This window comes from Streptomyces desertarenae, from assembly GCF_042681365.1.
Taxonomy (GTDB): domain Bacteria; phylum Actinomycetota; class Actinomycetes; order Streptomycetales; family Streptomycetaceae; genus Streptomyces; species Streptomyces desertarenae.
The window spans coordinates 155,296-174,418 of record NZ_JBHUFU010000005.1; the positions used below are offsets into that span (position 1 = coordinate 155,296).

General features: G+C 75.1%; 19 protein-coding genes, 1 tRNA gene and 1 pseudogene. 10 read left to right on the forward strand and 11 right to left on the reverse strand.

Translation table 11 applies throughout. The features are described from left to right. Position 1: 1 nt before the first annotated feature. Positions 2-799, reverse strand: a complete 798-nt coding sequence (locus ACFSJS_RS10575) for a hypothetical protein (protein ID WP_380899084.1) — start codon at positions 797-799, stop codon at positions 2-4. 419 nt (positions 800-1,218) lie between these two features. Here ACFSJS_RS10575 and ACFSJS_RS10580 point away from each other — a divergent pair, with 419 nt between their 5' ends. The 5 genes from ACFSJS_RS10580 (at position 1,219) to ACFSJS_RS10600 (ending at position 7,147) form a co-directional block, all read left to right on the forward strand. Then, the gene (locus ACFSJS_RS10580; RefSeq protein ID WP_380899085.1) at positions 1,219-4,077 is read left to right on the forward strand and encodes a sensor histidine kinase; all 2,859 of its coding nucleotides are present in this window, start codon (positions 1,219-1,221) and stop codon (positions 4,075-4,077) included. Beyond that, a complete protein-coding gene (locus ACFSJS_RS10585) occupies positions 4,074-4,634 on the forward strand; it encodes a roadblock/LC7 domain-containing protein (RefSeq protein WP_380899086.1) in 561 nt (186 codons plus the stop codon). Before ACFSJS_RS10580 ends, ACFSJS_RS10585 begins: the two co-directional genes overlap by 4 nt. Continuing rightward, complete coding sequence (locus tag ACFSJS_RS10590) at positions 4,631-5,020, forward strand: DUF742 domain-containing protein (RefSeq protein WP_380899087.1); 390 nt, start codon at positions 4,631-4,633, stop codon at positions 5,018-5,020. Before ACFSJS_RS10585 ends, ACFSJS_RS10590 begins: the two co-directional genes overlap by 4 nt. A 151-nt stretch (positions 5,021-5,171) precedes the next feature. Beyond that, a complete protein-coding gene (locus ACFSJS_RS10595; protein WP_380899256.1) occupies positions 5,172-5,777 on the forward strand; it encodes a GTP-binding protein in 606 nt (201 codons plus the stop codon). A gap of 134 nt (positions 5,778-5,911) precedes the next feature. Then, a complete protein-coding gene (locus ACFSJS_RS10600) occupies positions 5,912-7,147 on the forward strand; it encodes a styrene monooxygenase/indole monooxygenase family protein (protein WP_380899088.1) in 1,236 nt (411 codons plus the stop codon). A 69-nt stretch (positions 7,148-7,216) separates the two neighbouring features. Here ACFSJS_RS10600 and ACFSJS_RS10605 read toward each other — a convergent pair whose 3' ends face one another. The 9 genes and pseudogenes from ACFSJS_RS10605 to ACFSJS_RS10645 all read right to left on the reverse strand — a co-directional run bounded on the left by ACFSJS_RS10605 (position 7,217) and on the right by ACFSJS_RS10645 (position 15,534). Next, positions 7,217-7,993: a coiled-coil domain-containing protein gene (locus ACFSJS_RS10605; RefSeq protein WP_380899089.1), complete on the reverse strand. Its 777-nt coding sequence runs from the start codon at positions 7,991-7,993 to the stop codon at positions 7,217-7,219. A gap of 180 nt (positions 7,994-8,173) precedes the next feature. Next, positions 8,174-9,448 carry a glycoside hydrolase family 64 protein gene (locus ACFSJS_RS10610; RefSeq protein WP_380899090.1) on the reverse strand — a complete coding sequence of 425 codons (1,275 nt, stop codon included), beginning with the start codon at positions 9,446-9,448 and terminating at the stop codon, positions 8,174-8,176. Between the two features lie 336 nt (positions 9,449-9,784). Continuing rightward, positions 9,785-10,081, reverse strand: a complete 297-nt coding sequence (locus tag ACFSJS_RS10615) for a hypothetical protein (RefSeq protein WP_380899091.1) — start codon at positions 10,079-10,081, stop codon at positions 9,785-9,787. Between the two features lie 17 nt (positions 10,082-10,098). After that, positions 10,099-10,821: a TetR/AcrR family transcriptional regulator gene (locus tag ACFSJS_RS10620; RefSeq protein WP_380899092.1), complete on the reverse strand. Its 723-nt coding sequence runs from the start codon at positions 10,819-10,821 to the stop codon at positions 10,099-10,101. Between the two features lie 68 nt (positions 10,822-10,889). Continuing rightward, positions 10,890-11,825: an AurF N-oxygenase family protein gene (locus ACFSJS_RS10625; RefSeq protein ID WP_380899093.1), complete on the reverse strand. Its 936-nt coding sequence runs from the start codon at positions 11,823-11,825 to the stop codon at positions 10,890-10,892. 204 nt (positions 11,826-12,029) lie between these two features. Next, a complete protein-coding gene (locus ACFSJS_RS10630) occupies positions 12,030-12,497 on the reverse strand; it encodes an SH3 domain-containing protein (protein ID WP_380899094.1) in 468 nt (155 codons plus the stop codon). 432 nt (positions 12,498-12,929) lie between these two features. Beyond that, positions 12,930-13,646 (reverse strand): annotated as a pseudogene (locus ACFSJS_RS10635) (lytic polysaccharide monooxygenase auxiliary activity family 9 protein); the annotation flags it as partial. Between the two features lie 506 nt (positions 13,647-14,152). After that, on the reverse strand, positions 14,153-14,833 hold the full coding sequence (locus tag ACFSJS_RS10640) for a DedA family protein (protein WP_380899095.1): 681 nt from the start codon (positions 14,831-14,833) through the stop codon (positions 14,153-14,155). 170 nt (positions 14,834-15,003) lie between these two features. After that, positions 15,004-15,534 (reverse strand): NUDIX domain-containing protein, encoded by a 531-nt coding sequence (locus ACFSJS_RS10645; protein ID WP_380899096.1) that lies wholly within the window; start codon positions 15,532-15,534, stop codon positions 15,004-15,006. 405 nt (positions 15,535-15,939) lie between these two features. Here ACFSJS_RS10645 and ACFSJS_RS10650 point away from each other — a divergent pair, with 405 nt between their 5' ends. The 3 genes from ACFSJS_RS10650 to ACFSJS_RS10660 all read left to right on the forward strand — a co-directional run bounded on the left by ACFSJS_RS10650 (position 15,940) and on the right by ACFSJS_RS10660 (position 17,322). Then, complete coding sequence (locus tag ACFSJS_RS10650; protein WP_380899097.1) at positions 15,940-16,221, forward strand: hypothetical protein; 282 nt, start codon at positions 15,940-15,942, stop codon at positions 16,219-16,221. Positions 16,222-16,408: 187 nt separating this feature from the next. Further along, the gene (locus ACFSJS_RS10655; protein WP_380899098.1) at positions 16,409-17,128 is read left to right on the forward strand and encodes a tyrosine-type recombinase/integrase; all 720 of its coding nucleotides are present in this window, start codon (positions 16,409-16,411) and stop codon (positions 17,126-17,128) included. Then, on the forward strand, positions 17,104-17,322 hold the full coding sequence (locus tag ACFSJS_RS10660) for a hypothetical protein (protein ID WP_380899099.1): 219 nt from the start codon (positions 17,104-17,106) through the stop codon (positions 17,320-17,322). The genes ACFSJS_RS10655 and ACFSJS_RS10660 overlap by 25 nt, the downstream gene beginning before the upstream one ends. Before the next feature lie 238 nt (positions 17,323-17,560). On the opposite strand, the gene ACFSJS_RS10665 is transcribed toward ACFSJS_RS10660, so the two are convergent. Then, a tRNA-Arg gene (locus tag ACFSJS_RS10665) sits at positions 17,561-17,632 on the reverse strand. Positions 17,633-17,706: 74 nt separating this feature from the next. Between ACFSJS_RS10665 and ACFSJS_RS10670 the strand changes: the two genes are divergently transcribed. Continuing rightward, complete coding sequence (locus ACFSJS_RS10670) at positions 17,707-18,240, forward strand: response regulator (protein WP_380899100.1); 534 nt, start codon at positions 17,707-17,709, stop codon at positions 18,238-18,240. Positions 18,241-18,303: 63 nt separating this feature from the next. Then, the gene (locus ACFSJS_RS10675; RefSeq protein WP_380899101.1) at positions 18,304-19,116 is read left to right on the forward strand and encodes a DALR anticodon-binding domain-containing protein; all 813 of its coding nucleotides are present in this window, start codon (positions 18,304-18,306) and stop codon (positions 19,114-19,116) included. Positions 19,117-19,123 lie beyond the last annotated feature (7 nt).

The following is a 19,123-nucleotide window of genomic DNA, read 5'->3' on the forward strand; positions in this document are numbered from 1 at the left end:
CTCAGAACTCCACCAGCACGGCCGTCGCGTCGTCGTGCACCTTGCCGCGCGGGTGGGCCGCCCGGGAGCCGTCCGCGGCCTCGGCGGCGCGGACCCGCGCCACCAGCGACCGCGGCCCCTCCGCGCGCAGCACCGCCATCACCGCGGCCCAGTCGCCCAGCCGGAAGGTCTCCGCCCAGCGGGTCGCCCCGTCGCTCAGCGCGGCCAGCGCGCGCACCCGCTCGCGGGGCAGACGGCCCGTCACCGCGCGCCGGGCCACCGCGGGGTCGGCCGCCGCGGTGAAGAAGCCTCCCTCGGCGTTGCGCAGGCCCTCCAGGTAGGCCGCCCGCTCGCCCGGGGGGAGCTCCCGCGCGGCGGGACGCAGCCGGTCCAGCCGGGTGTCCAGCACGGGCAGCACCGCGCCGTCGACGTCCTCGACCAGCAGGGCGGAGTCGGAGAGCACCAGGTGCTCGACGGCCGTCTCGTCCCAGCGCGCCACCACCACCGTCGCCTGGGGAGTGCGTCTGTGAGAAAGGTCACAGCGGGGGCCGTGGGCGGAGGCGGCCCGCTCGATGGCGGAGGCCAGGCACTGTGTCAGCGTCATATCCCGCCGCGAACCGGACAGTTCGAGCAGCGCTCCGCCCAACCGCGCCACGTACCAGGGGACGTCGTGCTCGCAGCCGGTGTCGTCCGGCGGCGGAGTCACCCCGTCCAGGACGACCAGCGCCCCGCCGCGCCCTGCCGCAGGTAGGGCTACCGATGCGTAGTCCTCGTTGGGCGTCCCCGGGCTCCCCGGCTCGCTCACCGCCTCGATCCGCATGCGCACCAGTCTGCCGGAGCGGCGCGGGGCGGAACGGGGGGCGGGAGGCGGAGGGGCCGCGCGGACCGCGGGGCGGGCCCGGTCCGGGGAGCAGCCCGCGGCCTGCGGCCGGAGTTCTACCGGAATCTGACGATCCGCGGCATGGCGGGCGCGAATCTTTCCAAAACCGTGCGGTGATTTCCAACCCCTGCCCGGTGGTGTTCGAAGACCATTCCCCGTTGGAGTTGTTCCGTAACTCCTCAGTGATGTTCACTCCTCCGAGCGGCCCGGTACGGGGGAACCGTTCCCGCCCCTCGGTACGTCGGAGAGCCGGTCGCCGCGGACGGGCGCGGACGGCGGGACATCGGGCCCCTGCCGCACATGTTGGACTGTCACGTTCCGGTCGTCGCCGGAACGACGGAACGAGATTGCGAGCACGGGTGGGGAAGAAGCGACACCAGGACAGTCGGCCGGACCACCAGGGCACCGCGGCTCCGCCCGCCGGGCGGCGGGCGAGAGTACGCAACAGACTGCTCGCCTCGGTCGCCCTGTGCACCGTCGCCGTCCTCGCCGCCGGCGCCCCGTCGGTCGCCACCGCCTCGCGCGACCTGTCCGAGGCCCAGCGCCTGGTCGACCGCGCCGAACTGGGACAGCGGGCCGTCTCCCTCTCCCACGCCCTGGCCGACGAGCGCGACGCCGTCGTCCGCCACCTCGCCTCCGGCCGCGGCGGCGAGGGCGTGCCCGAGCGCGAGCGCACCCGGGTGGACCGCGGGCTGCAGGAACTGGGCGAGGACGCGCCCACCGACATCCGGCGGCTGCTCGACGCCTTCCCCGACACCCGCCAGCGGGCCGTCGCCGGAGAGGGCGGCGCGGTCGAGGCCTACGAGGCGTACACCCAGATCATCCAGTCCCTGGGCGGCATCACCGCCGCCACCTCGCGCGCCCTGCCCGGCCGCGCGGAGAACTCCACGGCCGACTCCCTCCCCGACCTCGGCCGCGCCGCCGAGCAGGCCTCCGCGGCCCGCGGGCTGCTGCTGGCCGCGCTCACCGCCGGCGGCGGGCAGCCCCGGCTGACCGCGGCGGCCCAGCAGGCGCACCTGCGCGAGCAGGCCGCCCTCGCCGACTTCGAGCAGACGGCGCCCGCCTCCACCCGCGACGCCTACACCCGCACCGTCACCGGCGCCGACGTCACGCTGGCCGAGCGCTACCTGGCCCGGCTCACCGACCAGCCGCGCCTGGCCCCCCAGGACCTCACCCTGGACCGCGACCGCGTCGAGTCCTCGCTGACCGCCCGGGTGGACCGGATGCGCAGCATGGAGTCCTCGCTGGCCGCCGCCGAGGTCAAACGGCTGGAGGAGCTGCGCGACGACGACCTCACTGCCCTGGAGCTGAGCATCGCCCTGCTCGGGGTGTGCGCGCTGATCGCGCTCGGCATCAGCGTCCAGACGGCCCGCTCGATGGCCCGCCCGCTGGCCGTGCTGCGGCGCGGCGGCGAGCGGGTGGCCGCCGACCCGGTGGGGGAGGAGCCGGTCGTCTACACCGGCCGCAACGACGAGTTCGCCGATGTCGTGCGCGCCGTCAACCGGCTGCGGGAGACCGCCGCCGCCCTCCACGAGCGCGCCGTCCGCGCCGAGGCGGCGGGCGGCGAGGTGGCGGCCGAGCGCGAGCGGATCGCCGCCGAGCGCGAGAGGCTGCTGCGCGAGTACGAGACGGCGCGGGAGGCCGCCGAGAAGACGGTGCGGGCCGCGGAGGAGGCCGCGCGCAAGGCCGCCGAGGAGGCGGAGCGCAAGGCGGCCGAGGCCGCGGAGGCGTCCCGCCGGGCCGCCGCGCGGGCCGCCGGGCGGAACGCCGCGGAGGAGGACCACCGGGGCGCGTCCGTCGGCACCTTCGTCCACCTCGCGCTGCGCACCCTGGGCCTGGTGGAGCGCCAGCTCACCCTCATCGAGTCCATGGAGCACGAGGAGAAGGAGCCGGACCGGCTCGCCACCCTCTACAAGCTCGACCACCTCGCCACCCGGATGCGCCGCCACAGCGAGAACCTGCTGCTGCTGGCCGGCGCCGAGCACGCCACCGGCCACCGCGAGCCGGTGCCGCTGCTGGACGTGCTGCGCGCCGCGGTCAGCGAGATCGAGCGCTACGAGCGGGTGGAGGTCGCGGGGCTGCCCCCGCACGCCCAGGTGGTCGGCTCCGCCGCCGACGACATCAGCCACCTGATCGCCGAACTGGTGGACAACGCCACCGCGTTCTCCCCGCCGGACGCCGAGGTGCGGCTGTCGGGCTGGATGCTGGAGAACGGCGAGATCATGCTCTCCGTCCAGGACGAGGGCATCGGCGTGGACCCCGAGCGGCTGGCCGAGCTCAACACCAAGCTCGCCGAGGGCGCCGACGCCGCGCCGCAGGAGGACGACGCGCTGGGCATGGGCCTGTACGTGGTGGCGCGGCTGGCCGCGCGGCACGGGGCCCGGGTGCAGCTGCGCGAGCAGAAGCAGGGCGGCATCACCGCGATCGTCGTACTGCCGCGCGCCCTGCTGCCGGACCGTCCGATGCCGGGCTCCCCGGCGGGTCCCAAGGCCGTCCAGGCGGGCGCCGTCCCCAGCCTGCCGGGCTCCGTCGCCGAGGCCAACGGCAACGCGCTGCCGGCCCGCCCCGACCGGGCGCGGCCGCGCCCGGAGGCGGAGGACGCGGCGCAGGACGCAGCGGAGGACGAGGAGGCCGGCCGGCCGGAGGAGTCCGGCGCCGGGAGCGCGCCGGAGCACGGGCGCGAGGACACCGCGGTGATCCCCCGTGTCACCGGCACCGGTCCCGCGCCCGGCACCGGTCCCGCGCCCGGCGACGTGGACGTCGCCGCGGCCGACGAGGCCGCCGCCGACCCCGCGCGCGGGACCGCGGCCGGGATCGGGGGCGCGCACCCGGACGAGCACGGCCGCACCGCGGACGAGACCGCCCTCCGGCCCGCGCCGCAGGCGGAGGCGGCCGGTCCGCAGGCCGCCCCGGAGGCGGACACCGCCCCCGCCGCCCCCCGGGCCGTCACCGCCAAGGGGCTGCCCAAGCGGACGCCCCGGAACGTGGCGACCGCGGTCGGCGCCCCGCGCCCGAACCGGGGCCGGGGCGGGCTGCAGGCCGAGGAGCTGCGCAGACGGCTCGGCGGCTTCCAGCAGGGCGCCAGAGACGGGCAGCGGGACGCGCAGGCCCAGATCGCCGCGGAGAAAAGCGGCGGCCAGAGACGCGACACCGGCCCGGACGAGGGCCGCACGGGGACCACGGACACGGCTGGAACTGTCGAGGAGGCACGGAAGTGAACGCGCCCACCACCGCACACACGCCGAGCAGGCAGGCGCGCAACCTGCGCTGGCTGCTGTCCAACCTGGTCGACGAGGTCCCCGGCGTACGGTCCGTCGCCGTGGTCTCCTCCGACGGGCTGCTGCTGCTCTCCTCGGACCCGGGCGCCCGCGCCGCCGCGTCCGGGGACGCGGCGGCGGACGGCGGTGCCGCCGCAGCCGCGGACGCCGACGGGGCGCTGGAGCGCCGCGAGCGCGGCGGCGGACGGGACGAGCGCGGCCCCCGCGGCTCCAGCGCCGACCTGGCCACCATCGTCTCCGGCCTCGGCTCCCTCACCCAGGGCGCCTCGAAGCTGATGGACGGCGGAGCCGTCAAGCAGACCATGGTCGCCATGGACGAGGGCAGCCTGTTCGTGATGTCGATCAGCGACGGCTCGCTGCTCGGCGTCCACGCCGCCCCCGACTGCGACATGAGCGTCGTGGCGTACCACATGGCCCTCTTCGTGGGGCGGGCCGGACACGTCCTCACCCCCGAACTCCGCACCGAACTGCGCACGTCGATGGAGCTGGACCAGTGACCTTCCACAGCCCGCTGCCCGTACGCAAACCCTCGCGGGTGCGCCCGTACTCCCTGACCGGCGGACGCACCCGGTTCGGGCATGTCCTGCTGGTGGAGACGCTGGTCGCCGCCATCGAGGCGCCCGAGGCCCGCCGCGAGCTGACCTCGGGGGGCCTGCGCGACCGCGTGATGCCCGAGATGCTGGCCATCGTCGAACTGTGCCGCCGGATGCGCTCGGTCGCCGAGATCGCCGCCCGGCTGCGGATGCCCCTGGGCGTGGTGCGGGTGCTGCTCAGCGACCTCGCCGACCAGGGGCGCATCCGGGTCTACGGCACCGGCTACGACAGCGAACGCCCCGACCGCGCGCTGCTGGAGAGGGTGCTGGGTGGGCTCCGCAGACTCTGACTCCGTACCGGACGCCGGGGAGGGACCCGGGAGAGGCCCCCGAGGGGTGCGCGGCGCGGGGCCCGGCGAAGCAGCGTCCGGCGCCGCCGCACCGCCACACTCCGACACCGACAGGAACACCGAGAAAGACCCCGTGGACGACGTGGACGACGTGAAGGACCCCGCAGAGAGCGCCGGCAGCCCCCAGCCCTGGGAGGAGGAGCGCGGCAGAGCCCCCATCTCCGTCAAGATCGTCGTGGCGGGGGGCTTCGGCGTGGGCAAGACGACCCTCGTCGGGACCGTCTCCGAGATCGAGCCGCTGACCACCGAGGCGGTGATGACCCAGGCCAGCGAGGGCACCGACGACCTGGCCGCCACCCCGGAGAAGACCACCACCACGGTCGCCATGGACTTCGGCCGCATCACCCTCGACGCCGACCTGGTGCTCTACCTGTTCGGCACCCCGGGGCAGCAGCGCTTCTGGTTCATGTGGGACGACCTGGTGCGCGGCGCGATCGGCGCGGTGGTGATGGCCGACACCCGGCGGCTGGAGGACTGCTTCCCGGCGCTCGACTACTTCGAGAGCTGCGGGGTGCCCTACGTGGTGGCCGTCAACCACTTCGACGGCACCGAGTACTACGAGGCCGAGGACGTGCGCGAGGCGCTGTCCGTCCCCGACCGCGTGCCCGTCCTCATCATGGACGCGCGCAAGAGGGACACCGTCCTGGACTCGCTGACCGCGCTCGTCGGCCACGCGCTGGAGCTCACGCCCGCCTGACCGGCGGGCTCCCGCCCGGCGCCGCCGCACCCGCACACCCGCGTCCCGCGCGCACCGCGCCCCCCAGCATCCGCCCCCCACACCCGGGCACCCGCCCCCAACCCCATCACCCAGGCACCTCAGGGGAGACCGTCATGCGGAAGATACTCATCGTCGGAGCAGGCCAGTCCGGCCTCCAGCTCGCGCTCGGCCTGCAGGCGCACGGCTACGAGGTCACCGTGATGTCGAACCGCACGGCGGACGAGATCCGCGGCGGCCGGGTGATGTCCACCCAGTGCATGTTCGACCAGGCCCTCCAGCACGAGCGCGACCTGGAGATCAACTTCTGGGAGGACCGGAGCCCGCGCGTCGAGGGTCTGGGCGTCTCGGTCGCCGGCCCCGACGGCTCGCGGCCCGTCAACTGGCTGGGACGCCTGGACGGCTACGCCCAGTCGGTCGACCAGCGCGTGAAGATGGCGGGCTGGATGGAGACCTTCGCCCAGCGCGGGGGCCAGCTGGTCATCCACGGCGCCGCCGTCTCCGACCTGGACTTCTTCGCCCGCGCCTACGACCTGGTGCTCGTCGCGGCGGGCAAGGGCGAACTGGTGACGATGTTCGAGCGCGACGCCGCGCGCTCCCCGTACGACAGGCCGCAGCGCGCGCTGGCCGTCGCCTACGCGCACGGTGTGGAGCGCCGCCCCGAGCACCCCGACACCCTGGCGGTGCGCTGCAACCTGGTGCCGGGCGTCGGCGAGCTGTTCATGATCCCCGGCTACACCGTCTCCGGCGCCTGCGACATCATGTTCTGGGAGGGCGTCCCCGGCGGCCCGCTGGACGTCTTCACCGGCGTCACCGACCCCGCCGAGCACTTCTCCCTGACGCTGGAGCTGATGAAGCGCTTCACGCCCTGGGAGTACGAGCGGGCCGCCAAGGCCGAGCTGACCGACGCGGGCGGCACGCTCGCGGGCCGCTACGCCCCGACCGTCCGCAAGCCCATCGGCCGCCTCCCCTCCGGCGGCGCCGTCCTGGGCGTGGCCGACGTGGTGGTGGCCAACGACCCGATCACCGGCCAGGGCTCCAACTCCGCGTCCAAGTGCGCGGCCGCCTACCTCGCCTCGATCCTGGAGCGGGGCGAGGAGCCGTTCGACGAGGAGTGGATGCAGGCCACGTTCGACCGCTACTGGGCGACGGCGCAGCACGTCACCAAGTGGACGAACGCGATGCTGGCGCCGCCGCCGGAGCACGTGCTGAAGCTGATCGGCTCGGGCATGCAGTACCAGGCGCTGGCCGACCGCTTCGCCAACGGCTTCAACGACCCCGCCGACTTCGAGGACTGGTTCTTCGAGCCGGAGAAGGCCGAGGCGTACCTGGCGAGCCTGGCCGACGGCTGAGCCGCCCGGGGCCGGCCGGGTCCGGGTGCCGGGCGGTGCCCGGACCCGGCCGCACGGGGCCGCCGCCCCTCACCCCGCGGGGCGCCGCCCCCGGCGGGGACGGCGCGGCCGCAGCGCCTCCTCCGCACGGCGCAGCGCGGCCAGTTCGTCGTCGCCGAGCGAGGCGAGCGCCCGCTCGACCTCGGCCAGGTGCCCGGCCGCCTCGTCCCGCTGCCGCCCGTGCCGCTCGGTGAGCGCCAGCTGCCGGTCCAGGGCGCCGCGCGCCTCGCCCGCCAGCCGGTCCAGCCGCCGCTCCCGGACCGACAGCCGCCGGGCCGCCGCGACCCGGTGCGCGGCGGCCCGCTCCAGCAGCCGCTGGTGGTCGAAGACCGCCCGCACCTCCCGTTCGTCGCGGCTCAGCAGCAGCCGCAGGTGCGCCGGGACGGTGCCGTGCGTCTCCCGGTACTGGCGGCGGGCGAGCCGTCCGGCCTCGTCGCGCGCCCGGTCCAGGCGCACCCGGACGTCGGCCAGGTCGCGCTGGACCCTGCCGACCTTCTCGCGCTGGGCGGTCAGCCGGCGTTCGGTGGCGCGGTGGGCGCCGGCGGCCCGCTCGGCCCGCCCGTACAGCTCGCGCATCCGGGTCAGCAGTGCGCTGACGGACTCCGGGGCGGAGCCGTCCGGCCCGTACGCCCCTCCGGGGTCCTCGTCCGGCCCGTACCCGTCGTCGCCGTACCCGCCGGGCGGTTCGGCGGCGGGTGCGGGTGCGGGAGCGGCGGACGCGGCGACGGGGACGGCGGACGCGGCGACGGCGGCGGCGACCGCCGCGGCGACCACGGCACGGGCCGCACGGCCCAGCGTTCCCGACACCGGTCCACCTCCGCTGCGACGGCGACGCCCCTGCGGCGATCGTGGCACGCGGCGCCGCCCCCGGCCTCCGGACGGGCGCCCGGGATGCGGCATCCGGGGGCGCGGGCGGCACCGCCGGGTGACGCGGCGGCGCCGGCCGGGCGAACCCCCCGGCCGGCGCCGCGCCCGCCGGACGGCCCGTCAGGAGGGCCGCTTGACGGTCACCGTCAGCGCCCAGTCGTCGGGCCGCTCGGTGTACATCACCGCACCCGCCAGGTCGCCCTCCCGGGTCGGGGTGACGTCGTCGTAGGGGAAGGCGTAGCCCCGGCCGTCGGCCGCCAGCTCGTGGACCAGGCGCGCGTACTCGTGGCGCGGGCCGTGGGTGTAGAACTCCGCGGAGGTGGCGTCGGGCTGCGCGGGGTTGCTCACCAGCGTGGTCCGGCAGAACGCGGCGCCCAGCACCGCGGCGATGCGGCCCTGCTGGGTGGCGTTGATGCCGTGCAGGGAGCCGTCGCAGCCGAAGATGTCGGCCTCGGCGGTGGTGCCCCGCGTGCCGGGCTTGGCGAAGGAGGAGGGGGAGCCGTCGGTGATCCCCTGGAACACGAGCCGGTCGCCGTGGGTCCGGCCGGTCACCGTCACCCCCGGCCACACGTCGCCCAGGGCGATCCGCAGGTCCCTCCCGCCGTCGGCGCGGTAGGTGTGCCACACCTGGTCGACGTACTCGCGGTAGTGCCCGGCGAACACCTCCGTGCCCAGCCCCGGGAGCTTGGCCGGGCTGGTGACGCGGACCAGCCGGCCGCCGTCGTACAGCGCGCACCTGCCCCAGTCGCCGCCCGCCTGCCGCAGCCGGTCGGCCAGTCGGGCGGTCCCGCCCTCCGGCATGCCGCCGACGTGCTGCCGCCCGCCGCTGCCGGGGACGAGGGTGAGCGCGATGGGGAGCCCGACGCCGTCCACGCAGGTGATGTTCCCCCACACTCCGGCGGAGTTGTAGGTGAACTCGCAGTAGTCCCACGCGATGCGGTACGAGGCGTCGGCGGGGTTGGCGGCCGAGGGCTGGACGAGGGCGCCCGCGGCGCCGCCCGCGTTGGGGTTGGCGAAGAAGGACACGCTCCTGTCGAGGGAGAAGTAGGCCCGTCCGCCGGTGAGGTGGTCGTTCAGGGGCACCTGCCGCCCGAACGGTATGCGGTGCGACGCCAGGAAGCCGCTCAGGTCGTACATCCGCTCGGACGGGTTGGGGATCGGGTCGAGTCTGCCCGTGGAGGGGTTGAGGAAGCCCTGTCCGCCGCCCGGGACGTCGGCGTGGACGTAGGCGAACGCGGTGGACCGGCCGGTCTCGTTGACGAACGTCAGGCTCGGGACGGCCGCCGCGCCGCGCCGCGGGGAGGCGGCCGAGCCGGCGGGCGAGGCGGCGAAGCCGATGGCGGGGGCGGCGGCGGCCGCCGCGGACAGGCCGAGGAACCTTCTGCGTGACACCACGGTGGGGATCTCCTGAGGGACGTGGTTTATGGCATGGGCACGACATATGAAGCCGTGCGTCCGGCCGCCGCCCGGTGGGGCGGGACGCGATCCGGATGTCGCCACTGTGGTGAGGGGAGGCGCAAAGGTCAAGACCTTTAGCAGAGAGCGCTCTCATTCAAGGCTCGCCTACAACTCGTGCAAGGAGGAGGACAGATCCGGGACGGCCGCTCCGCCGGAACCGTCCCGCCGGAGCGGGGACCACCGCCCCGAAGGCGCCGGCCGCCCGGCTCCCCGGCATGCGCCGCGCGGGGGCCGGCGGCCGGTGCCCTTCGCGGCGTGCGCGGCCCCGTGCGCCTACGCGCCGCCCCCCTGCGCGCCCGTGGCGCCGCCCGGACGGCGCCACGGCCACTTCGGGCCGCCCTTCGGCCGCCCCTGCGGCAGATGGACGTACCGCCAGCCGCGCGGCAGCGCCAGCCGCCCGCCCCCGGCGACGGCCTCCAGGCGGTAGACGTGGACGACCGGCTCGCCGCCCTCCGGGCGGGGCACGGGGATCTCGTAGTACTTCGGCGGCCGCCCGGTGGGCCCCACCAGGACGGGCAGCACCCGCCCGTCCATCGGCCCGCCGACGAACGCCGTCTCCTCGCTTCTCACCGCTCCAGTCTCACAGCTCACAGCAGGTGCAGCGCGTCGCCGACCACCGGGGCGACGCCGCGGACCAGCCGCCCCACCGGTCCGTCGGGCCGCTCCAGCGCCAGCGCGGCGCGGGTGATCTCCGCGGTGCGCGGGTCGCTCGCCGCGGTGGCGCCCAGCAGGGCGATGAAGTGGTCCACCAGCCAGTCCCGCAGCTCGGCCGCCGGCGGCTGCTTGCCCTCGTCGAGCCAGATCAGCGAGGCGGCCTCCACCGCCGCTATCCAGGTGCGGACCGCCATCCGCAGCCGCGGCCCCGGCTCCAGGTCCGGGGCGACCCGCAGATGCAGCAGCACCTGCTCGGCCGCGGCGCGCCGCACCCCGTCCACGATCGCGTCCGTCCGGGAGGTCTCGGCCACGCTGCCGCCCCGCAGCAGCGCCGCGAACCCCGCGTCGTGCCCGTCGACGAAGGCCAGGTAGCGGTCGAGCGCCCGCGACAGCCTGCGGCCGAGCGGACCGGTCTGCGGCTCGGCGAAGCACTGCCGCAGCTCGTCGGCCGCGCTGCCCAGGGCGGCCTCGTACAGCTGCTGCTTGCCGCCGGGGAAGTAGCGGTAGACCAGGGGGCGCGAGACGCCCGCCGCGGCGGCCACGTCGTCGAGGGAGACGTCCTCGGGCGCGCTGTGCGCGAAGAGGACGAGCGCGGTGGCGATGAGCTGGCCGCGCCGCTCCTCCACGCTGAGCCTGCGGTACGCCGGGGCGGTCATGCGGGCAGCCTAGCCGCCGCCCGCGCCTCCCGCCCCCGCTGCCGCCGCCCCTCCGGCCGGCCGGCGCGTCAGGCCAGCAGGCCCGAACTGCGCCACAGCCTGCGGCCGACCCCGCGCAGCACCCCGATCTCGTCCAGGAAGTCCGTCAGCCGCCGTGCCCCCTCCTGCATCACCTCGCGGCGGTGTCCGCTGGCCCTGACCTGGGCGAGCGCCGCGCGGCGGTCGAGCCCGACGTCGGTGTAGACCCGCGGGTTGACGAAGGACAGGGACATCATCCGGGCCGCCTCGCCGGAGCTGATGCGGGTCAGCTCCGCCTTCCAGCGCGGGCAGCCCGCCATCTGGCGGCGCAGCTCCTCGCGCGCGTAGCGCACGTGCCGGGCCTCCTCCACGACGTGGATGCGGGTGATGCCGCGCACCAGGGGCTGTACCCGCTCGTCGGGGAAGGTCAGCCGCTGCATCCAGTCCAGGATCTCCTCGCCCAGCAGTGTCGCGGCGAACGAGCCGGGGGTGGTGGAGACGCTCTTGATCACCCGCGCCAGGTTGTGGTGGAGCCGCGAGACCGGGTACGGCCGCACGCCCGTCTTCCGGATGAAGCGGGTGAACATCTTGGAGTGGCGGCACTCGTCCTCGATCTCGGTGAGGGCGTAGCGCACGTGCGAGCTGTCCATGGGCTTGTCGTAGATGTGCCGCACCAGCAGCTGGATGAGGATGACCTCGAACCAGACGCCGAGCGAGGCGAGGGAGGCGGCCTCGTGGCGGGCCAGGTCCATCCGCTGCTCCTCCGGCATCCGCCGCCACAGCGGGGTGCCGTAGAGGGAGACCAGCTCGGGCGGCCAGAACCACTTGCCCTCCTCGAAGGGCGCGTCCCAGTCCAATTCCCGGTCGGGGTCGAAGGAGTGCCGGGCCGACGACTCCAGCAGGCGTTCGGCCACCTGCTCGCGGTCCTTGAGGGGGCCGAGGGCGTCGTGGAGCGGTCCGGTCCCGGCGCGGGGGGCTGTCGTCATGGCGAGGCCACCTCACAGTAGGGGTGTTACTGACGGTCACACCAGCGTCGCCCCTTATGAGACTACTCGTCAGCAAGCCCGTCAATCCCCTGCGCGCACCGTGCCGTGCATGCGGTGGCCCGGCCCGGCCCGGCGCCCTGGCCCGGACGCGCCCCGCCCCCGGCGCCGCGGGGGCACCGGGGGCGGGACGCTGGAGGCGCGGCGTCAGTGCTTGTGGCAGAAGTGCGGCGCCGGGCCGATGTTGACGACGTAGCGCGCGGAGACCCAGCCGTGGTGGTGGGCCAGCTTGTACCAGCGCGGGTTGCCGTCGACGTTCTGGCTGTTCACCTTGCACTCGATCTTGATCACCTTGCCGTACGGCAGGGTGCCCAGGATCTTGCTGTGGGTGTTCGGCCTGTGGCGGATGTGCAGGCCGCCGCGCGCGACGACGCGGCCCTTGTAGTCGTGGACGGCGACCTCGGCCCGGGCCTCCTTGCCCGTCCGGGCCTCGGCGGGGGCCATCTCCGGGTTGCGCATCTCGGCCTCGTCGCGCGGGGCCTCCTCGATGCTCTTGTTGCCGAGGTCGGCGACGGGCGCCGGGGGCTCGGCGATGGCCGGCCCGGCGGCGGTGGCGAGTGCGACGGCGCCACCGGCGGCGACCAGGGCGAGCCTGCTGAGCTTGGACTTGACCATTGTGGAGAAACCTCCTGGGAGGGTTGGGTCCGGCGTGGGCCGGACCCGGGGAAGGGACACATGGACTACGTCACGGCTCGTAGCGAACCGATCACTACCACGCGCAGTTCACGTTAAATCGGGACATATGCGTACGCAATTCGTCACGCTGTGTCGCCGTCGTGCCCAAGTCCCAGCTCAGTGGCCCTTATCGCCGGTTTCCCGCCCGAGGCCCCGCCTCCGCCACCCGGGTGGTCCTTTCCGGTCTCCGCGCAGGTCAGGACGGTGCGGCGCGCCCTGTTTCCCCGTCGGCCCCCCGCGCGGCCCCGGATTCCGGCCGGCCGCCCGGTGGGGACTCCCGCGGGCATGCGACGGCCCCCGCCGGGCACGCGCCCGGCGGGGGCCTGGGGTGTCACATCGGTGCGAGGGACGGCGAGGTGCCCCTCGTCACCACGTCACGTTGCCGTTGCCGCCGTCGAAGACGACGTCGGAGCAGGAGTAGAAGTTCTCCTGGCTGTCGGAGCGGATCCAGTGGATGAACATGATGTGCTGGCCGGAGCGCTGCGGCAGGCGGACGTCCCAGTAGTAGTGGCCGGACTCGGAGCCGACGCTGCCGGACTGCGGCGGGTTGGTGACGCTGTTGATCTTCTCCAGGTCACCCCAGGCCAGCGTCTTGGTCGGGGACCAGCCCGGCTTGGTGATGTAGACGTCGAAGCGCCCCGGGTGGTGTGCCCAGTTGCTGTGCTTGATCCGGACGTTGGCACCGGAGGACAGGTGGGTCTTGGGCCAGTCGGTGCGGGCCGCGTTGTAGGCGGAGAAGTCGAACGGGCCCCTGTTGCCGCCGCTGCACAGCGTGCCGTCGGGGATGTAGCCCGTGGTGCGCCCGCCGCCGTTGGAGTCGAGCACGGCGAACCAGTTGTACAGCCCCGTGGTGCCGTCCTCGCGGACCGCGGCGGCGCAGGCCGGGTTGGACGGCGTCTGGTGGTTGTTCCTGATCAGGTCCTGGTAGCACAGATAGGTGCGCGAGCCCGGCATCATCGTGGCGCCGTGCGCCGAGGCCGGGGTGGGCGTGGACGCCATGACGAGGCCGAACAGCGCCGCGCCCAGAACACCTAAGAAGCGGGGGGAGCGGACCGCCGAGGACCGCCGGACGGTGTGTGAGATGGCCATGGTGGGGGGGTCTCCTTCGGAGTCTTCCGCCGCGGCGGGAGGCCACCGGGGCCGACCGGGTGCGACGCCGGCCGGCCCGGCCGCGACCCGTCGCCGGGATCGTGCAGCCGTACCGGGGAGCCGCTCCCGTCCCACAGAGGGCCGGCCGGGATGTGGGGATCGTTCGCGAGGCCGGATGGGAGCGCTCCCAGGGTCAACGTACCGCCAGATGGCGGTTCCGTAAACGCCTTGTCGCGAACCTGTTTCCCGACAGGCCGCCCTACCGGTGCGTAACCGGGCCGCCGTACGGTCCGCCCCAGCGGAGGCCGCGAGGCCGCCAGCACCCGCCTGCCGCACTCCTCGGCGCCGGCGGACCCGGCCGGCGAGGCCCGGACGGCGGAAGCGGCCCCGCACGCCGGGCAGGAGCGGTCCCGCCCCCGCCGGCCGAATCCTCCGCAAAGCCGGCGGAGGCCCCCCGCCCTCCGCCGGCTTTGCCCGGGGCGCCGCCCCCGCGGGCGGCGCCGCGCTCACCGCACGCGGCGGTGCCGGGCGGTCGTCCGGCCCCGGGTGCGGCCGCCGTCGCGGAGCCGCATGGCCACCCACACCGCTACGGCCACCACGGCCAGCGCCAGCACGACCTTCGACAGCACCCCGACGTACGCCTCGACCAGCTCCCACCGGTCCCCGAGCCAGTAACCGGCCAGTACCAGGACCGAGTTCCAGATCAGGCTGCCCAGCGTGGTCAGGGCGACGAAGACCGGCAGCCGCATGCGCTCCACACCCGCCGGGACGGAGATCAGGCTGCGGAAGACCGGCACCATGCGCCCCAGCAGGACCGCCTTGGTGCCGTGCCGGGCGAACCACTCCTCGGTGCGCACCAGGTCGGACGGCTTCACCAGCGGGAGTCTGGCCCAGATCGCGTGCATGCGCTCGCGGCCGAACAGGGCGCCGATCCAGTACAGCGCCACGGCGCCCACCACCGAACCGAGCGTCGTCCAGAACAGGGCCGAGGGCAGGGAGAGGACGCCCTGCCCGGCGGCGAAACCGGTGAGCGGCAGGATCAACTCGCTGGGCAGCGGCGGGAAGATGTTCTCCAGCGCGATGGCCAGCCCGGCGCCGGGGCCGCCCAGCGTCTCCACGAGACCGGTGGCCCAGCCCACCACACCGCCGGTGGACTCGTGGGGCAGGGCTGGGGCGTCGGTGAGCATGGGTGGCCTCCGGGAACGGCAGTCGGTCGGGATCCGGTCGGCCGGGGTGGGACGCCCCGGCTCCGGAACACCCTAGAAACAGCGCGCCGGCGGGGGCACGGGGGGGCACCGCACACCGCGGTGCGGTTTCCCCCAGGACGGCCCCTGCGGAGAGCCTCCGCTCCGCGCGGTCAGGGAGCGGGATCGGCGCCCCGCCGTGCGAGGTAGGCCCGCATGACCTCGGTGTGGGTGGGGAAGGCCAGTTCGACGGCCTCCTCCAGCACCAGCCACTCCGTCACCTCGGCCCTGGGCGCCGACGGCGGCAGGCCCGCCGCGTCCCGCTCGGGCAGCAGCCCGAAGACCAGGAGGCTGGTGCCGCCGCTGTGCACGTCGAGGAGCCGGACGTCCCCCGCGTCCGCCTCCAGCCCGGTCTCCTCCCACAACTCCCGTACGGCCGCCTGCCGCCAGTCCTCGCCCAGCTCCATGTAGCCGCCGGGCAGCGCCAGTTCGCCGCGGGCCGGCTCGATGTCCCGCCGCACCACCACCAGACCGCGCCCGCCGCCGGCGGTGACCACGGGCTGGAGCGCCACCGCGACGGGCAGGGGGTTCGCCCACAGCGTCTCGCCGCAGCCCGCGCAGTCCCGGGGCCAGCCGGCGCCCGCCGGATAGGCGGTGCCGCAGTACGGGCAGTGGGTGATGCGGCGGCCGTGGGTGTATCCCATGCGGGCGGTCCCTCCTTCGCGCTCCGGCCCGCGCGGGCCGGCTGTACCGGGCTTCCGGCGTGCTGCTTCCCGCGATCCTGTCACCGGCCACCGCCGCACGGGAGGGCGGGGCGGGGGACGCGGGAGGGCGGCGCGGCGGGCGTCCCCGTCCCGCCCGGAGCCGGGACCGCCGCGGCGTCGTGCCACCGGTCCACCGCCGCCGGCCCGCGACGGCCGCCGGGACGCCGCCGACGGCCGTCCTGGCCGGGCCGCCCGGCGAGGACGGCCGGGAGGAAGCGGAGGACCGGGGGCAACACCCGAAGGCCGCGTCCCGGCCCACCCGCTCGATGAAGCGGGTGGGTTTCCGGGGCCGCGGGGCCTACCCTCCCCAGGAGCGAGATGTGTCCCGCGTTCCCCGGAGGAAGCATGCACCTGCTCGCGGCGCTCGATGAGGCCGTGGCCGCCCTCAAAGCCCCTCTGAACCGGACGGACATCGAACAGGGCTGGTCCGACGACCTCCGCCGGGAGATCCAGGAGGAGATCTCGGTCAGCCGCTCGGTACTGCGGCGGCACGGATCGGGCATGGCCCGGCATCTGCGCCTCCGCCTGGACGAGTGGATGGCGCGCGAAGGCGTACGACCGGGACGCCTCCGCGATGTGGTGCTGGAAGTGCAGCGGTTGACCGCGGAGGCCCGGGAGACGGCCTGAGGGCTCCTCCGGTCGATCGGCGAAGGCGAGCAGTGGCGTACAACGTTCCCGAATGCGCCGTGGAACGGGAGGTGCTGCCCCCCAACCCGATGGGAAGGTGCGTCGCAAGCGGGGGCGGCAACCTGTTCAGCAGGTCGGCCGGCGGACCGTGGTCAACCCCCGGTAGGCGCGTGAACTGCTGAACGCGGTGACGTACGTGGGCGGCTGGGACCGGGCCGGTGGCCGGCGGCTGCGGGCCTTCTACGGCTGCCTGTACTACGCGGCCCTGCGGCCTGGTGGGGCGCTGGGGCTGCGGCGGTCGGACTGCACCCTTCCGGGAGAGGGCTGGAGCCGGATCGACTTGGAGGAGACGCGTCCGGTGGCGGGCAAGACGTGGACCGACTCGGGGGAGACCCACGACCGGCGCGGCCTGGAGCAGCGCGCGGAGGGAGAGGCCCGGCTGGTGCCGATCCCGCCGCCGCTGGTCCGGATGCTCCGGGAGCACCTGAAGGAGTTCGGCACGGCGGAGGACGGGCGGTTGTTCGCCAGCGAGCGGGGGAACGCCGTGGCGGCCCCCTCGTGCTCGTGCGTGTGGAAGCGGGCGCGGGAGCTGGCCCCTGTGCCCGCACGGGTCTCCTCGGTCCTGGCGGCCCGGCCGTACGGCCTGCGGCACGCGGGCGTCTCCCAGTGGCTCGACTCCGGCGTGCCCGCTCCGGAGGTCGCCGCGCGTGCGGGGCACTCGGTGGAGGTGCTGCTCAAGATCTACGCCGCGTGCATCGACGGCCAGGAACAGGAGATGAACCAGCGGATCATGCGCGGCCTGGGGGAGGAGGCGTGGAGTGAAGCCCGTTCTACGGGCGCCCCTGCCTGTACGGGCCTGCCGCCGTCGTCGAAGATGTACGCGTGGCCAACCTCATCAGCACGCTGATCTCAGCCTTCGGCGTCCTCGTCGGCGCGATGTTCCTCTTCATCGGTATAGGTGAGTACCAGGCAGGGGCGTCCGTGCTGTGGGCGGTAGGCGGGGTCTTCATCTTCCTGATCGCCGTCTACGCGCTCGTTCGTGACCTCCGCACTGTCAGGAAGCCGGCAGCGGGGCGAGACGGCGAGGGCCGTGCCCGCTGAGCCTGTGAGCCCGGAGAGATCCGGGGCTCTCGGCATGTCCGGGGGAGTGCTCCGCGAGCGGCCCGAAACCGGGGCCTGACCTGGGCGGAGGCCGCTCCCGGCCACTACAGCATTACTACGTGATCACTGACATCCGGCTGCCTTCGGCGGCATCCGCCTGCCTCCGGCTGCACACAGCGAAAAACCCCGCTCGCAGCGTTCTCGCTGGTGGCGGGGTCTTCTGGCACCTCATAAAGGGTGCCCCCGGCAGGATTCGAACCTGCGCACACGGCTCCGGAGGCCGTTGCTCTATCCCCTGAGCTACGGGGGCGCTTCGTCGGTGATCCGCTGATCGCGGCGACGGGGAAAACACTACCAGCTCCCGAGGGGTGGGTCGGACAGGGTGTGCGGACACGGGGAGGGGCGGAAACGGGGGAAAGCCGGACGCGGGGGGCGGGCCGGCCCTACTCTCGGTGTGTGCCTGGCGTGTCCGGCCGGGTCCTTGTGGTGGACGACAGCAAGGTCATCCGGCAGCTGATCAGGGTCAACCTCGAGCTGGAGGGCTTCGAGGTGGTGACCGCGGCCGACGGTGCCGAATGCCTGGAGGTCGTGGAGACGGTGCGTCCCGACGCGATCACCCTCGACGTCGCCATGCCCCGGCTCGACGGGCTGCGGACCGCCGAGCGGCTGCGTGCCGGCGAGCGGACGCGCCGCATCCCGCTGGCCATCGTCAGTGCCTGCTCGCGGACGGACCTGGGGGCCGGACCGGTGGCGGGGGTCGACGCGTTCCTGGCCAAGCCGTTCGAGCCGGCGGACCTGGTGCGGATGGTGCGGGAACTGGTCCGGGGGACGCAGGGGGCCGGAGAGGCGGCGGACGGCGGAGCCGGCCCGGCCGCGGACCGGCGGCACCGGCGCCGCCGTCCGGTGCCGCCGGTGTGAGGTGCGTGTCATCCTTCGAAACGCATTCGCCTCCCCCCACCCCTCCTCCCATACCCTTGTCGCGTGACTCCCGCCCAGCTCTTGCGCACCGTGCTGCGCGCCGTGCGCCGTGTCGCGGACGCCGGTGCGCCGGGCGGAGCGGCGTCGGGCGCCCCGGCGGCGCTGCCGGAGCGGATCACCGTGGGACGGCCGCCGCGTCCGGGGTGCGGGGACTACGCCACCAATGCCGCGCTGCGGCTCGCCGCCGCCACCGGGCGTCCCGCCCGGAGCGTCGCGGAGGAGTTGCGGGAGGCGCTGGTGCGCGAGGAGGGCATCGCGGGAGTGACGGTCGCCGGCCCGGGCTTCCTCAACATCACCGTGGCCGGCGCGGCACGCGCCTCCCTGGTGGCGGAGCTGGCCGGGCGGGACGACGAGGGCCTGGTGGCGGCGTCCACCGACCCCGCGTCCGACGCGCGGCGCTGGTTCGGCGCCACCGGCGGACGGGTCTCGTACGAGCAGCGGGAGAGCAACCCCCTCTTCCTCGTCCAGTACGCGCACGCCCGCGCCCGCGCACTGCTGCGCGGCGCCCGCGACCTGGGCTTCGGGCCCGAGGCCGGGGCGGGCGGGCACGCGTACGGCGATCCGCGGGAGCTGGCGCTGGTCGGTGCGCTCGCCGAGTGCGAGCGGATCGCGGGCCTGGACGACCCCGGGCGGCTCGCCCGGGCCCTGGAGGAGGCCGCCGACGCCCTCCTCTCCATACACGGGTGCGTCCTGCCCGTCGGTGAGCGGAAACCCGAGGCCGCCCACCGCGCCCGGCTCGCCCTCGCCCAGGCGGCCGGAGCGGTGCTGGCCGGCGGCCTGTCCCGGCTGGGCGTCACCGCACCCGCACACGTCTGATGGAGAT